The organism is Fructilactobacillus myrtifloralis (assembly GCF_024029335.1).
GTDB classification, from domain to species: domain Bacteria; phylum Bacillota; class Bacilli; order Lactobacillales; family Lactobacillaceae; genus Fructilactobacillus; species Fructilactobacillus myrtifloralis.
Window position 1 is genome coordinate 945,629 of the sequence record NZ_CP097116.1, and the last position, 14,482, is coordinate 960,110.

Sequence of the window (14,482 nt, forward strand, 5' to 3'; positions counted from 1 at the left end):
TTCATGTGAAACATCGTTATTTTCCAATACAAAATTGTTCAAAGAGTTGATCCATTAATTCTTCATCATAGTTATCCCCGGTAATTTCTCCGAGCAGTTCCCACGCCCGCTGTAAGTCAATCTGGGCAATATCAACCGGCAACCCAGCAGTAAGACCACTAATTACGGTGGTTAATGCATCTAGGGCTTGCTGTAACAGGCTGATATGGCGGGCGTTCGTAACCATGACATCCGTTTGTTGACGGCTAATTCCATCGGTAAAGAACAGTTTCGCAATGATGGTTTCGAGTGGTTTCGTCCCATCTTCTGTCACCGTAGAGGTCTTAATCACCGCCGTTTGCTCATCATCTGGAAGGTCTGATGGAGTGATGCGCGCGGGCAGATCCGTTTTGTTCAACAGGATAATCCGCTTCGTGTGTGCCGTCGCATCCAATAATTCCTGGTCGGCAGCCGTCAACGGTTCACTCGCATTTAAGACCACTAAGACCAAATCGGCTTGTTCAATCGCGGCCCGGGAGCGTTCCACCCCAATTTTTTCCACCTGATCCGTGGTTTCATGAATGCCGGCGGTATCAATTAAGTGGAGCGGAACCCCAGCTACGTTCACATATTCATCTAGTACATCACGAGTCGTGCCGGGAACGTCGGTTACAATCGCTTTTTCCTCGTGCAGTAAGCGGTTTAACAAACTCGATTTGCCCACGTTCGGCCGGCCGACAATCGCCGTATTTAATCCATCACGAAGCACCTTCCCCTGTTCAGCAGTGGCTAACAGCGACTGGATTTTCGCTTTGATTGCTTCAGAGCGCTCTAACATTAACTGACTGGTAACCTCTTCCGCCCCGTCGTATTCGGGATAATCAATGTTAACCTCGACGTTTGCTAAGATGTCGACGATTGACTGGCGCAACTTCTTAATCACGGCCGACAAATTACCATCCAGCTGGTTTAACGCGGCCTTGCGGGCAGTATCCGTCTTAGCTTCAATCAGATCCATCACCGCTTCTGACTGGGACAAATCAATCCGACCGTTTAAAAAGGCGCGTTTGGTAAATTCACCGGGTTCCGCCAGTCGGGCCCCGTTGCGCAGCACGAGTTGCAAAATTTGGTTCGTCACTTGCAACCCCCCGTGACAGTTAATCTCCACGACGTCCTCACAGGTGTAGGTTTTGGGGGCCCGCATCACAGACACCATCACTTCGTCAATCTCTCGTTGTTCAGCCTGTGGGTCCACAATATGACCATAGTTAATCGTATCCGTGGCGACTTGGCTGAGGTCTTTGCCCCGGTAAATTTGCTGGGCAATCGCCAGCGCCTCGCTCCCGCTTAACCGGACAATCGCAATTCCACCAACCCCAGGGGGCGTTGAAATTGCAGCAATCGTATCATAATCAGTTGTCATTAATGGCATCGTGGTACTCCTTTCTGGAGGCTGATCCTCCCTTGCTGTGCCAGTTCGTTCAGACACAAAAAAAGTACCCACCCCAACCGCACAGCGAATTAGGATAAAGTACTTTCACTACTTTATCGACCATCTTTCATTAATTTAATTATAGCGGGCGGGCGCCCATTGTCAATTTAAAGCTACTTGGAGGCAATCACGACTTCCCGGTTCGGTTCATTCCCGACCGAATACGTAATTAACCCATCAAAATCCTCTAACGCCATGTGAATCTGTTTGCGTTCAAACGCTGGCATAGCGTCTAAATGGACTGGTTGCCCCGTCGATTGCACGTTCCGGGCCGTTTTGCGGGCCAGGTCCGTTAAAATCTGTTCCCGGCGTTCCCGGTAGTTAGCCGTATCCAAACTAACCTCGACGTAGTTAACCCCGTGGTTCGTTAAATAAAATTCACAAAGTTGCTGGAGCGCGTTAATGGTCCGACCGTGCTTTCCAATTAACAGCCCCTCTTTATCAGTTTCGCAATTAATGTAAACGTGTTTACTGTTGGGCATTTCAACCTCTAAGGTTGCGTTAATGTCCATTTCATGTAGGACGTTTTGCAAGTACTGGCCCAGTTCCTTCACAACGGCGAAGTTGCGCTCAAACCGGTCTGGTCTTGGTTGGTGAGCGGGTTGCTTCGTGGGATCCGAATCCCGCTTGGCGGGTTGGGGCTTCGCTGCTTGGTCGCCGGGACGGGGAGTAACTAAGACCCGCGCTGGTTGTTTAAACAAGCCGAAAAAGCCCGCCGTTGGTTGTTGTAAAATTTCGATATTTGCTTCGTTTTTAGTAAGGTTTAATGCCATTAACCCTGCGTTAATGGCTGCTTCTAGAGTTGTGCCTTCGTATTTTGGCATGTTCGTTATCTCCTAGTTAATAATTGACCCCTGCTAGCATAGCACAAACTCCCACGCGGAGTAATCACTTTCGGAAATTTAATCGACTAAATTTTACACAACTAACTATTTTAGCTAAAAAAAGGGAACGGAGCCGTAGCTTCGTTCCCTTTTTACTTGGTTTATCGTTTCCGGTGACTCTTTTTGGCGCGTTTCATTGCTTTTTGAATTTCCCGTTCATGTTGCCGCTGTGCCTGCTGCTTTTCGGTGCGTTCTCGTTGCAACTTCCATGGATTTTGCAAAATCAAGGTTTGCACCACTTGGAAGGCATTCGTAACCACCCAGTACAGTGACAAGGCCGATGGTACGTTCAAGGCGGTAAAGAAGATTACCAGCGGCATTACCACCGTCATAATCATCGTGGTTCCGTTTGTCTCTGGTTGCGACTTCATCGCTAACCACGAACTCAGGAAGGTGAAGACCGCTGCTAGAATCGGCAAAATAAAGTACGGATCCCGACTCCCTAATTGGAGCCAGAGGAAGTGCCCCGTTTTCAACGCCGGCGTCCGCCAAATGGCTTGGTAGAGCGCAAAGATGATCGGCAACTGCACAATCAACGGAAGCATGCTGGCAAAGGGGTGAACCCCGTTTTCCTTATAAAGCTCCTTTTGCGCTGCTTGCAACTTCATCATGGTCTCAGTATCACGAGAGGAATACTTCTTTTGCAAAGCTTTGAGTTGGGGTTGCAACTCGTTCATTTCCTTCATGTTTTTGGTTTGGTAGACCATGAGCGGCAGGATTAAAATTCGGATTACAATGGTAAACAGAATAATCCCAATTCCGTAGTTATTATCAAAGGCTTTGGATAGCCAAATAATCGCTCTGGAGAAATTATAAACAATCAAGCCATCCCAAATCCCCGTGCTATGACTGTTTACGGGTGCGTTGCTACAAGCCGTCAACATTAATCCTAAGCTCGCCACTAGCAGGGTAGTGGCAATTTTTTTCCACTTTTTCACTTTTCTTCCTCACAATCATCCGGATTCAATAGTTTCGCTAACTTCAAAACGTGAGTCAAACTTGCTTTGACATCCGCCATCGATAACCCATCCGCCCGCGGGCGCGCAATCACCAGAAAATCAACGTCCGAACGTAACTGGGGCTTTAACTCCGTGAGCGTTTGGCGAACCCGGCGCTTAACCCAGTTGCGGTGAACGGCGTTTCCGATCTTTTTCCCAACTGAGATCCCCACCCGAAAATGGGGCTGTCCCGGTTTCTCTAATTGATAAATGACAAACTGGCGGTTAGCAACCGACCGGTGCGCATCAAAAACTTGTTGAAACTCGGCTTCCTTTTTTACTCGATATGATTTTCTCATCCGTGCACTCGTCTCCAATAATCATATTTTACATAATAAAAAAGGCCACCGACTGGTCAGTGGTCTATGCAGATAATACTTTTCTACCTTTTTGACGGCGACGTGCTAAAACTTTACGGCCGTTTTTAGTATTCATACGTGCCCGGAAACCATGAACCCGGTTACGGTGACGTTTCTTAGGTTGGTAAGTTCTTTTCATTACGAACCCTCCTTACTGTTTAATTAACATTCGCATTTTAAGTAATACTAATCGTATTTCTTTCCAATGATAACACAAAACCCGTGACGCGCAAATAGCAATTTTTGCAACCGCACCTAACGTTCTGTGGATTTTTAAAAAAGTTTCATACGTTCCCCCTGTGAATTGTTGTGGATAACCTCACAGGAGATGCACAAGCTTTTCCTCAAGAAATCCACAAATAAACCACCTGTTCAAAATTTTATCCACAAGCTGTTGATAATTTAAAATAAGAGCTTAAATCCTTGTTGTAACAGCAAAAAGTTATTAACAGCCAGTTGTGATTTTACAGCACATTTTAGTTATCCACCAAGTTATCAACACACCTGTGGAAAAGTTATAAACTAACTGTGAAACATTTATACACAGGTTTAATAACCCTGTGGAAAACTATGAAACTGCGTGCTAAAATACGGCTATGTTTTAATCAGAGGAGGTTCGCATTCCATGAATCACACCGAACTATGGAATCAAATTAAAGCCAAATTTAAGGAAAATCCTAAATTTGACGAAAATACGTATGCTACTTGGATCAACTCCGTTACCCCAATTTCATACGATGGTCACGTCTTAACCCTCGAACTTCCAACTGCGCTGCACCGCGACTACTGGGAACGCCAGTTAAAATCAACGTTCATTGAATACGCCTATGCGGTTACCCAAACGGATGTCCGGCCCAATTTAGTTTTAAAGGGAGAAACCGGCCCAAACACCGACAATCTTGCGCAGTTTCAGCAAAATCACGCCAAGCCAACTACCCCGCACATTGATCCCCACCTGAATCATCATTACACTTTCGATACCTTCGTGATTGGGCAGGGAAATCAAATGGCGCACGCCGCGGCCCTCGCGGTTTCTGAAGATCCCGGCAAGGTTTACAATCCGTTGTTCTTCTATGGTGGCGTTGGACTAGGAAAAACCCACTTAATGCAGGCGATTGGTAACAAAGTTTTAAAGACGCATCCCAATGCCAACGTTAAGTACGTTACCACGGAAAAATTTACCAATGACTTCATTGATGCCCTGCAAAACAACAAAATGCAGGAATTTCGGCGGGTATATCGCAACGTCGATTTACTATTAGTCGATGACATCCAGTTCCTTGCTAATAAAGAGGGAACCCAGGATGAGTTCTTTAATACTTTTAACGCCCTTTACGAAGAAAACAAACAAATCGTGATGACGGCCGACCGGCTCCCGAACGAAATTAACTCGCTCACGGATCGCTTAGTTTCCCGATTTAAATGGGGATTATCGGTTGACATTACGGCGCCCGATTTGGAAACCCGGGCCGCCATTCTAAGGGCTAAGGCTCAGTCTGAGGGACTCCAAGTCGACGATAACATCATGAGTTACATCGCCAGTCAAATTGATTCAAACGTCCGGGAACTAGAAGGCGCGCTCTCCCGCATTAAAGCCTTTGCCGATTTAAAGCAGGAACCAGTGACCATGGACCTCGTTTCCGAAGCGCTGAAACCCCTAAAACTCAACAAGGAAAAGAGTGCTCTCACCCCCGAAACGATCATGAAAGTGACCGCGTCCTATTACCACGTCACGGTTAAGGATCTGAAGGGGAAAAAGCGGGTGAAAGCCATCGTCATTCCGCGGCAGGTCGCCATGTATCTCTGTCGGGAACTCACCGATAATTCCCTCCCCAAAATCGGAGAAGCTTTCGGGGGCAAGGATCACACCACGGTAATTCATGCGCACGAAAAGATTACTAAAATGGCTGCCTCCGATGCCGAACTCCAAAAACAAATTGCCGATTTAAAAACGGAAATCCGGCACTAACGAGCGGGGGCGTAAGTACCTTTGGAAAAATGGTATAATGCTAGTTGTGGATAAATATTAAAAAACGAGGCCACTTACCAACAAACTTATCCACAGTGGATAACTGATTAACCAACTTACTATTTAGGAGTTATCCACAGAAATCACAGGCCCTACTACTACTACGATTTTTGTTTTAATTAATTAAATTAACCCACCGGCCCTTAAGGAGGAACTGAAGTATGCAATTTTCCATTAATCGACTTTCGTTTATTAAAGCCTTAGGAATTGTTCAACGAGCCATTTCAACCAAAACAACGATTCCCATCCTTACCAACTTGATGATTGATGTTTCCAACAGCAACATTCAATTAACGGGTAGTAATGCTGACATTTCCATTCAAACCACGATTAGTGGGGATAATCCAGATCATGAATTAACCATTAGTTCCACTGGGAAAATCACCCTGCCCGCTCGGTTCTTTAGTGAAATCGTGAAAAAGCTCCCAGATCGGGAACTCTCAGTGGAAGTCGGTGATAACTTCCAAACCACCATTAAGTCCGGAAATTCTGAGTTTACAATTAATGGACTGGATGCCAATGGATACCCACACTTACCTGAAGTTGATAGCGAACATCCCATTCACCTTCCCGCTGAAATTTTTCGGGAAGTCATCGGCCAAACTGTAATCGCAGTTTCTAAGCAAGAAAGCCGCCCGATTTTGACTGGAGTGCACTTTACGTTAGATCACAATCAGTTACTGGCCGTTTCCACCGATAGTCACCGGCTGAGCCAACGGAACGTGGAGTTACCCAAGGAAGCCGAAGGTGACTATAACGTGGTTATCCCTGGCGAAAGTCTGAAAGAATTAGCTCGGATGTTAGACGGGGAAACGAATGCCATTGACATGCATTTGTCAGAAAATCAGGTGCTCTTTACCTTTGGGTCGACCCGGTTTTACTCCCGACTCCTTGAGGGAAATTATCCAGATACCTCGCGGCTGGTCCCAACTTCCTCAGAAACCCAGGTCAAGTTTGCAGCCACTGACCTACTCGCTGCCGTAGAACGGGCATCCTTGCTGTCCCATGAATCCCGCAACAACGTCATTAAATTTACAATTAAGCCTGCTGATCAAGTTGTAACGATCACGGGGAACTCTCCAGACGTAGGGAAGGTGGAAGAAGAGTTAACGCCCGCTGCCATTAGTGGGGCGGACTTGGAAATTTCGTTTAATCCGGATTACATGAAAGAAGCCCTCCGCGTCTTTGGTCCGATTGACGTTGAAATCGCCTTTACTTCGGCCTTACGACCGTTTACGATTACCCCGGCCGATAACCAAACGAACTTTATTCAACTGATCACTCCCGTACGAACCTTTTAACCTAAAATCGCACTAAAAGCCCATAATTTAGTTTATGGGCTTTTTTGGTGCTTTAACGGTTTAAATGTCTAAATGGCCTGAACGGGCTGAAACGGCTTATAAATGCGAGCTGGGTGTACTTTTTGAATTTTAAAGGTTATAATTAGAAGTAACGAAAGCAGGTGGCAAGATGAAAAAAGAGGTTTTAATTACAACGCCGTACGTGACGTTAGGCCAATTGCTTAAAATGGAAAATGTGATCGCTTCAGGCGGACAAGCAAAGTTGTTTTTACGCGAAAAAACCGTTTATCTAAATGATGAACCAGAAAACCGACGCGGAAAGAAGCTGTACGACGGTGATGTCGTCCGGGTTCCCGAGGTGGGTTTGTTTTTTATTAAGGCAAAGTAGGCCATTACATGCGGATTGACGAACTAAAACTGCGAAATTTTCGTAATTATGAACGACTCGACGTCGCTTTTGCACCCGGCGTCAATGTTTTGATTGGGGAAAACGCGCAGGGCAAAACGAACCTCTTGGAGGCGATTTACGTCTTAGCGTTAGCCCGCAGTCATCGCACTTCCAATAACCGAAATTTGATTACATGGGAGCACAAAACGGCCTCCCTGTGGGGTCAGATTCGGCGTGCGACCGGGTCCACTCAGTTGGAACTGCGGCTTAACCCGAGTGGAAAGCAGGCAAAGGTCAATCACATTGAACAGGCGAAGCTCTCGACTTACGTGGGACAGTTAAACGTGATTTTGTTTGCCCCAGAGGATCTAAAACTCGTTAAGGGTGCGCCACAGGTACGCCGGCGGTTCATGGATATTGAATTTGGGCAGATGAGTAACCGGTATTTATACAACGTGAGTCAGTACCGCCGGATTTTGAAACAGCGCAATGCGTACCTCCGCCAGTTGCACTTTCAAACAGCACACGATCGGGTGTACCTCACGGTTTTATCGGATCAGTTAGCTGCCTACGCTGCAGAAATCATTTTTCAGCGCGTGCAACTGTTGCGACGTTTGCAACACTGGTCGCAAGCATTGCATGCTGAAATTTCGCAGCATCGCGAGGAGTTGCAGTTTCGTTACTCAACGGCGCTTCCGCGGGAGCAACTTACAAGTGTTGACATGATTTATCAGGCCCTGTTGCAAAAGTTTGCGGATAATCAGGAAAAAGAAATTCAGCAGGGGACGACCCTTTACGGACCGCAGCGGGATGATCTCCGGTTTTTGGTTAATGGCAAGGACGTGGCGACCTTTGGATCACAGGGACAGCAGCGGACTGCAGCCCTGGCCACTAAACTGGCGGAAATTGATTTGATGAAGGATGAAACGGGGGAGTACCCGGTCTTGCTCTTAGACGACGTCTTGTCGGAACTAGATGATATCCGGCAAACCCATTTGTTGACGGCAATTCAAAATAAAGTGCAGACGTTTTTAACGACAACTAGTCTGAGTGGGGTGTCAGCGGAGTTAATTCATGATCCCCGCTTGTTCCACATTCACGGCGGAAAGATTGACCAGTAGGAGGATGAACATGGCAGAGCATTCGAATGAGACAAAGGCAGAACGAGCAAATGAGTATGATGCGAGTCAAATTCAAGTCCTAAAGGGACTGGAAGCGGTGCGGAAACGGCCGGGAATGTACATTGGTGCGACTAATTCACAGGGACTTCATCACCTCGTGTGGGAAATTGTCGATAATGGAATTGATGAGGCGCTCGCCGGCTTTGCCGACCAAATTGATGTTGTCATTGAAAAAGATAACAGCATCACGGTAACGGATAACGGTCGGGGGATCCCGGTTGACCAACAAAAAGAAACCGGTAAATCCGCACTAGAAACGGTGTATACCATCCTGCACGCCGGCGGAAAGTTCGGCGGTGGCGGTTACAAGGTTTCTGGTGGATTGCACGGAGTTGGGGCCTCAGTGGTTAACGCGCTCTCAGAAAACCTCTCTGTGGAGGTGACTCGGAACGGGAAACGCTATTACATGGACTTCGTGCGCGGTCACGTGCAGACGCCCTTGAAAGTAATTGGAACTGCTCCAGCTGAGGCCCACGGAACGAAGGTTCACTTCTTACCAGATCCCGATATTTTTACGGAAACCACGGTTTATGACATGGAAACCCTGACGACCCGGATTCGGGAGTTAGCGTTTCTAAATAAGGGACTACGGATCACGATTAAGGATAACCGGCAGGAACCGCCCGTTGAACACGATTTTCATTACGAGGGCGGGATTCGGCATTACGTGGAATACCTAGACCGGGATCGAGCACCGCTGTTTCAGGATCCCATTTACGTGGAAGGGGTCGAAAATGACATCACGGTGGAAGTTTCGCTGCAATATACCGATGACTACCACAGTACGTTAAAAACCTTTACGAATAACATTAATACCTACGAAGGTGGAACCCACGAAGAGGGCTTTAAGCAAGCGTTGACGCGGATCATTAACGTCTACGCCCGCAATAACCACCTGCTTAAGGATAACGAGGATAACCTTACGGGACCGGATGTCCGTGAGGGGTTAACGGCCGTTGTGAGTGTTAAACATCCGGATCCGCAATTTGAAGGCCAGACCAAGACGAAGTTGGGAAATTCGGACGCCCGGACGGCTACTAATCACGTCTTTAGCCAGGAATTTGCGAAATTCATGGACGAACATCCGCAAGTGGCCAAAGAAATCGTGCAAAAAGGGTTACTGGCAGCCAAGGCACGGTCAGCAGCCAAACGAGCTCGGGAAGTCACCCGGAAGAAAAGTGGGCTAGAAATTAACAGCCTCCCGGGGAAACTTGCAAACAATACCAGTAAAGATCCCGCCATTTCAGAATTGTTCATCGTCGAGGGGGACTCGGCCGGCGGCTCTGCTAAGCAAGGACGATCTCGGTTAACCCAGGCAATTCTACCCATTCGGGGGAAAATCTTGAACGTGGAGAAAGCCACCATGGATCGGATTTTAGCCAACGAGGAAATTCGGTCGTTATTTACGGCGATGGGAACGGGCTTTGGCGAAGAGTTCGACATTACGAAGGTGAACTACCACAAGTTAATCATCATGACCGATGCCGATGTCGATGGTGCCCACATTCAAACCCTGTTATTAACCTTAATTTACAATTTCATGCGGCCGATGATTGATAAGGGCTACGTGTACATTGCCCAACCACCGCTCTATCGGGTGCGGCAGGGGAATAAGTTCCAACGCTACATTGACTCGGATGAGGAACTACAACAATTGTTGAGTTCGCTGCCCGCTGCTCCGAAACCGCAAATTCAACGGTACAAAGGGTTAGGAGAAATGGATGCCGAACAGTTGTGGGAAACCACGATGAATCCGGCTAACCGACGCCTGCTCCGGGTAACGTCTGACGATGCTGCCGCCGCAACGGAGGCCTTTCAGATGTTGATGGGAGAAAAAGTGGGTCCCCGGCGGCAATTTATCGAAGAGAATGCTAAGTTTGTTGAAAACCTGGATGTTTAACTTTGTTTCATGTGAAACAACCGGAAAAAGAGTTACCTAGAGGGAACGGAGGCAAGTTACTTGGCTAACGAAATGGAAACGCCAGAAACTAGAATAACCAACGTCGAATTGTCGAAAAAAATGAAGTCCTCATTTTTGGACTATGCCATGAGTGTGATTGTGGCGCGGGCGCTACCAGACGTTCGGGATGGCTTAAAGCCCGTGAACCGGCGGATTTTGTACGGGATGGATCAACTCGGAGTGACACCCGATAAGCCCTACAAGAAGTCTGCCCGGATCGTTGGGGACGTGATGGGGAAGTATCACCCCCACGGGGATAGCTCCATTTACGAGGCAATGGTGCGGATGGCACAGGAATTTAGCTACCGCTACCTGCTGGTGGACGGACACGGAAACTTTGGCTCCGTCGACGGGGACGGCGCCGCTGCCATGCGGTATACCGAAGCCCGTTTAAGCAAGATTTCACTAGAAATGTTGCGGGATTTGAACAAGGATACTGTTGACTTTGCCCCGAACTACGACGGCACGGAACGGGAACCAGTGGTCCTCCCGGCCCGGATTCCGAACCTGTTGCTAAATGGAGCAACCGGAATTGCGGTGGGGATGGCCACGAATATCCCGCCGCATAATTTAAGTGAGGTCATCTCGGCCATTCACTTGCTGATGAAAAAACCAGAAGCTACGGTCAACGAATTGATGGAAGTGCTACCTGGTCCTGATTTTCCAACCGGAGGCATCGTAATGGGGAAATCGGGGATTCGCCATGCCTATGAAACGGGGCACGGGAACATCGTGGTGCGGGCTAAGGTCGATATCGAAGAGGACCGCCATGGAAAACAAACCATCGTTGCAACCGAGTTACCGTACATGGTTAACAAGGCAAAGTTAATTGAACGAATTGCGGACTTAGTTCGGGATAAACGCATTAACGGGATTACGGCAATTAATGACGAGTCCGACCGGGAAGGAATGCGGATCGTTATCGAAGTGCGCCGGGATGCCAGTGCCGAAGTGGTACTTAACAACCTCTACAAGATGACGTTGATGCAAACTTCGTACAGCTTTAATATGCTGGCAATTATTGACGGAGCGCCCAAGGTTTTGAGCCTCAGAGAGATTTTGAATAGCTACTTGGACTACCAAGTAGACGTCATTACCCGGCGGACACGCTTTAACCTGAAAAAAGCGGAAGCTCGGGCCCACATTTTAGCCGGATTGCTGGTGGCGTTAGACCACATTGACCAAGTAATTCAGATCATTCGGAGTTCCAAAACGGGTGAGATTGCCAAGCAACAGTTGATTGATAACTTTGCGTTAGACGACAAACAGGCCCAGGCCATTTTAGACATGCGGTTGGTTCGGTTAACCGGACTAGAACGCGGAAAAATCACCGATGAACACCAAAAGTTATTGGAACAAATTAACGACTACCGGGATATTTTAAATAGTCACGACCGGGTCACAGACATCATCTATAACGAGTTGTTAGAGACGCAAAAGAAGTTTGGGGATGCCCGGCGGACGGAATTGATGGTGGGAGAAATTACCAGCATCGAGGACGAAGATCTCATCGAGGCCAAGAATGTCACCATTACGTTAACGCACAACGGGTACATCAAGCGGATTCCAACCGATGACTTTAAGGCCCAGAACCGTGGTGGCCGTGGAATTAAGGGAATGGGTGTGAACCAGGATGATTTCATTGAACACTTACTGGCCGGTTCCACGCATGACCAACTGCTGTTTTTCACCACGGCGGGGAAGGTGTACAGCCTAAAGGCCTATGAAGTCCCGGAATACGGACGCTCGGCGAAAGGAATTCCGATCGTCAACCTCTTGCAACTGGGTGAACACGAAAAGATTCAAACCGTCTTAGACATTAGTGATACAGAAGACGTTGCTCACAAGGACCTCTTCTTTACGACGAAGCTGGGAACGGTCAAACGGACCCCGTTAGCTGAGTTTGTCAACATCAGAAACAACGGGCTCAAGGCCATTAACCTGCGGGACACGGATGAAGTAATCAAGGTTTCGTTAGTAAGTGAAACCGATGATGTCATCATTGGAACGCACGCGGGCTACGCTGTGAGTTTTAAGGTCAATGCCGTTCGGTCAATGGGCCGCTCTGCCACTGGAGTTCGGGGTGTGAAACTCCGGGACCAGGATTACGTAATTGGTGCTGACGTGCTGGTTCCTGGTGGAGATGTGTTTGTAATCTCCGAAAAGGGGTACGGAAAACGGACTCCAATTGACCAGTATCCAATTAAAGGCCGGGGCGGTAAGGGAATTAAGACGTCCAACGTTACTGAGAAAAACGGACCAGTGGTTGGTCTGGGGGTTGTTCTCGGCGATGAAGACATCATGTTAATTACCGACCAGGGAGTTATGATTCGGTTCGCAACGGAAAACGTTTCGGAAACGGGCCGGGCAACCATGGGGGTTCACCTGATTCGGATTGATGAAGATTCGAAGGTGGCCACGATGGCGATCGTCACGAAAACGGATGATGAACCGACTACTCCGGTAGCAAGTGCACCAGCAACTGATGATGAATAAATAAAAAAAGAAAAAAAGATGCCATGGTGGCATCTTTTTTTACGTAGTTAACTAAGTATCGGTAAATCGCATTCGTGGATTGTCAACGGACCCAAGCAATGCTATAATGTAAAGCTGTAGATTGACACTGAGTCAAACTGCAACCCTTGCCCTTCAAATCGTTGGAGGGCCGAAAGTCCATAAGGAGGTGCAAATTCATGGAAAACAAATATGAAATTACTTACATCATCCGTCCTGATCTTGACGACGCTGCTAAAACTGCTTTAGTAGAACGGTTTGACAAAATCTTGACTGATAATGGTGCCAAGTTGATCGATTCAAAGGATTGGTCGAAGCGGCGGTTTGCTTACGAAATTGATGGATTCAACGAAGGAATCTACCACGTGGTAAACTTAACTGCTGAAGACAGTCGAGCAATCGACGAATTCGACCGGTTGTCGAAGTTTAGTGACAACATTTTACGGCAAATGACTGTTAAACGTGATAAATAAGCTGTTTAAGAACGAGAGGAGCGTTTCAGTATGATTAATACCGTGGTCCTAACGGGACGATTAACACGAGATGTCGATTTACGATACACCCAAAGCGGGGCAGCCGTGGGTTCCTTTACCCTAGCCGTTGATCGTCGCTTCACCAATCAAAATGGTGACCGGGAAGCTGACTTCGTTAATTGTGTTATTTGGCGGAAATCAGCTGAAAACCTTGCCAACTTCGTTCATAAAGGGTCATTGCTTGGAGTAGAAGGCCGTTTGCAAACGCGGAACTATGAAAACAAGCAGGGCCAACGAGTTTATGTAACTGAAGTCGTTGTTGAAAACTTTACCCTGTTGGAACCACGGAATAGTGGTCAATCAGGCAACAACGCTGGCAACCAAGCTCCTCAACAAAATCCATTTGGAACTCCGCAATCGAATAACTTCGGTGGCCAAGCTGATCACAATGGTGCAAACCAGAGTAATCCTAGCAATGGGAATGATAATTCTGCCGATCCGTTTGCCGGTTCAGGGGACCAAATCGATATTTCCGATGATGATTTGCCATTCTAAAGTGGGACAAATCTGATTAACGAACGAGGAGGGGATTACACATGGCTGAACAAAGACACGCAAGAGGTAGAAGAGGTGGACGTCGGCGTCGGAAGGTTGACTTCATCGCTGCAAACCACATTGACTACATTGATTACAAAGATGTTGATTTATTAAAGCGGTTCATCTCAGAACGGGGTAAGATTTTACCACGTCGAGTAACGGGAACTAGCGCTAAGAACCAACGGAAATTAACAATTGCCATTAAACGGGCTCGGATTATGGGCTTGTTACCATTCGTTGTTGAAGACTAATGGGCAGTTGCAAAGAGTTTCTCAGAGATGAGAAGCTCTTTTTTCTTTGCTGCAATTCGGCCTGGTTCGGTAGATC

General features: G+C 47.4%; 14 protein-coding genes. 9 read left to right on the forward strand and 5 right to left on the reverse strand.

What is annotated here, in order from left to right; all coding sequences use genetic code 11:
• Positions 1-16: 16 nt before the first annotated feature.
• The 5 genes from mnmE to rpmH form a co-directional block, all read right to left on the reverse strand.
• A complete protein-coding gene (mnmE, locus tag M3M35_RS04780) occupies positions 17-1,411 on the reverse strand; it encodes a tRNA uridine-5-carboxymethylaminomethyl(34) synthesis GTPase MnmE (protein ID WP_252749534.1) in 1,395 nt (464 codons plus the stop codon).
• A 173-nt stretch (positions 1,412-1,584) separates the two neighbouring features.
• Entirely contained in the window at positions 1,585-2,295 is a 711-nt protein-coding gene (gene jag / locus M3M35_RS04785; protein ID WP_252749535.1) for an RNA-binding cell elongation regulator Jag/EloR, read from the reverse strand.
• 161 nt (positions 2,296-2,456) lie between these two features.
• Positions 2,457-3,293 (reverse strand): membrane protein insertase YidC, encoded by an 837-nt coding sequence (yidC, locus tag M3M35_RS04790; protein ID WP_252749536.1) that lies wholly within the window; start codon positions 3,291-3,293, stop codon positions 2,457-2,459.
• Positions 3,290-3,652, reverse strand: a complete 363-nt coding sequence (gene rnpA / locus M3M35_RS04795; protein ID WP_252749537.1) for a ribonuclease P protein component — start codon at positions 3,650-3,652, stop codon at positions 3,290-3,292. The genes yidC and rnpA overlap by 4 nt, the downstream gene beginning before the upstream one ends.
• A gap of 64 nt (positions 3,653-3,716) precedes the next feature.
• Entirely contained in the window at positions 3,717-3,851 is a 135-nt protein-coding gene (rpmH, locus tag M3M35_RS04800; protein WP_252749538.1) for a 50S ribosomal protein L34, read from the reverse strand.
• 486 nt (positions 3,852-4,337) lie between these two features.
• Between rpmH and dnaA the strand changes: the two genes are divergently transcribed.
• The 9 genes from dnaA (at position 4,338) to rpsR (ending at position 14,406) form a co-directional block, all read left to right on the forward strand.
• Positions 4,338-5,681 (forward strand): chromosomal replication initiator protein DnaA, encoded by a 1,344-nt coding sequence (gene dnaA, locus M3M35_RS04805; RefSeq protein ID WP_252749539.1) that lies wholly within the window; start codon positions 4,338-4,340, stop codon positions 5,679-5,681.
• Positions 5,682-5,902: 221 nt separating this feature from the next.
• Positions 5,903-7,042, forward strand: coding sequence for a DNA polymerase III subunit beta (gene dnaN / locus M3M35_RS04810; RefSeq protein ID WP_252749540.1), 1,140 nt, complete (start codon positions 5,903-5,905; stop codon positions 7,040-7,042).
• 169 nt (positions 7,043-7,211) lie between these two features.
• A complete protein-coding gene (gene yaaA / locus M3M35_RS04815) occupies positions 7,212-7,430 on the forward strand; it encodes a S4 domain-containing protein YaaA (protein ID WP_252749541.1) in 219 nt (72 codons plus the stop codon).
• 8 nt (positions 7,431-7,438) lie between these two features.
• Entirely contained in the window at positions 7,439-8,551 is a 1,113-nt protein-coding gene (gene recF / locus M3M35_RS04820; RefSeq protein WP_252749542.1) for a DNA replication/repair protein RecF, read from the forward strand.
• Positions 8,552-8,561: 10 nt separating this feature from the next.
• A complete protein-coding gene (gene gyrB / locus M3M35_RS04825) occupies positions 8,562-10,511 on the forward strand; it encodes a DNA topoisomerase (ATP-hydrolyzing) subunit B (protein ID WP_252749543.1) in 1,950 nt (649 codons plus the stop codon).
• Positions 10,512-10,583: 72 nt separating this feature from the next.
• Complete coding sequence (gyrA, locus tag M3M35_RS04830) at positions 10,584-13,067, forward strand: DNA gyrase subunit A (protein WP_252750699.1); 2,484 nt, start codon at positions 10,584-10,586, stop codon at positions 13,065-13,067.
• Positions 13,068-13,264: 197 nt separating this feature from the next.
• Positions 13,265-13,558, forward strand: a complete 294-nt coding sequence (gene rpsF, locus M3M35_RS04835) for a 30S ribosomal protein S6 (protein ID WP_252749544.1) — start codon at positions 13,265-13,267, stop codon at positions 13,556-13,558.
• 30 nt (positions 13,559-13,588) lie between these two features.
• The gene (gene ssb / locus M3M35_RS04840; protein WP_252749545.1) at positions 13,589-14,113 is read left to right on the forward strand and encodes a single-stranded DNA-binding protein; all 525 of its coding nucleotides are present in this window, start codon (positions 13,589-13,591) and stop codon (positions 14,111-14,113) included.
• 41 nt (positions 14,114-14,154) lie between these two features.
• Positions 14,155-14,406 carry a 30S ribosomal protein S18 gene (rpsR, locus tag M3M35_RS04845; protein WP_252749546.1) on the forward strand — a complete coding sequence of 84 codons (252 nt, stop codon included), beginning with the start codon at positions 14,155-14,157 and terminating at the stop codon, positions 14,404-14,406.
• Positions 14,407-14,482: the final 76 nt, after the last annotated feature.

What these genes read in the sequence shown, in the direction of transcription:
- rnpA (WP_252749537.1), bottom strand. Translation starts at nt 3,652, where the DNA reads ATGAGAAAATCATATCGAGTAAAAAAGGAAGCCGAGTTTCAACAAGTT.
- rpmH (WP_252749538.1), bottom strand. Translation starts at nt 3,851, where the DNA reads ATGAAAAGAACTTACCAACCTAAGAAACGTCACCGTAACCGGGTTCAT.
- gyrA (WP_252750699.1), top strand. Translation starts at nt 10,584, where the DNA reads ATGGAAACGCCAGAAACTAGAATAACCAACGTCGAATTGTCGAAAAAA.
- dnaA (WP_252749539.1), top strand. Translation starts at nt 4,338, where the DNA reads ATGAATCACACCGAACTATGGAATCAAATTAAAGCCAAATTTAAGGAA.
- rpsR (WP_252749546.1), top strand. Translation starts at nt 14,155, where the DNA reads ATGGCTGAACAAAGACACGCAAGAGGTAGAAGAGGTGGACGTCGGCGT.
- ssb (WP_252749545.1), top strand. Translation starts at nt 13,589, where the DNA reads ATGATTAATACCGTGGTCCTAACGGGACGATTAACACGAGATGTCGAT.
- jag (WP_252749535.1), bottom strand. Translation starts at nt 2,295, where the DNA reads ATGCCAAAATACGAAGGCACAACTCTAGAAGCAGCCATTAACGCAGGG.
- gyrB (WP_252749543.1), top strand. Translation starts at nt 8,562, where the DNA reads ATGGCAGAGCATTCGAATGAGACAAAGGCAGAACGAGCAAATGAGTAT.
- dnaN (WP_252749540.1), top strand. Translation starts at nt 5,903, where the DNA reads ATGCAATTTTCCATTAATCGACTTTCGTTTATTAAAGCCTTAGGAATT.
- recF (WP_252749542.1), top strand. Translation starts at nt 7,439, where the DNA reads ATGCGGATTGACGAACTAAAACTGCGAAATTTTCGTAATTATGAACGA.
- mnmE (WP_252749534.1), bottom strand. Translation starts at nt 1,411, where the DNA reads ATGCCATTAATGACAACTGATTATGATACGATTGCTGCAATTTCAACG.
- yaaA (WP_252749541.1), top strand. Translation starts at nt 7,212, where the DNA reads ATGAAAAAAGAGGTTTTAATTACAACGCCGTACGTGACGTTAGGCCAA.
- rpsF (WP_252749544.1), top strand. Translation starts at nt 13,265, where the DNA reads ATGGAAAACAAATATGAAATTACTTACATCATCCGTCCTGATCTTGAC.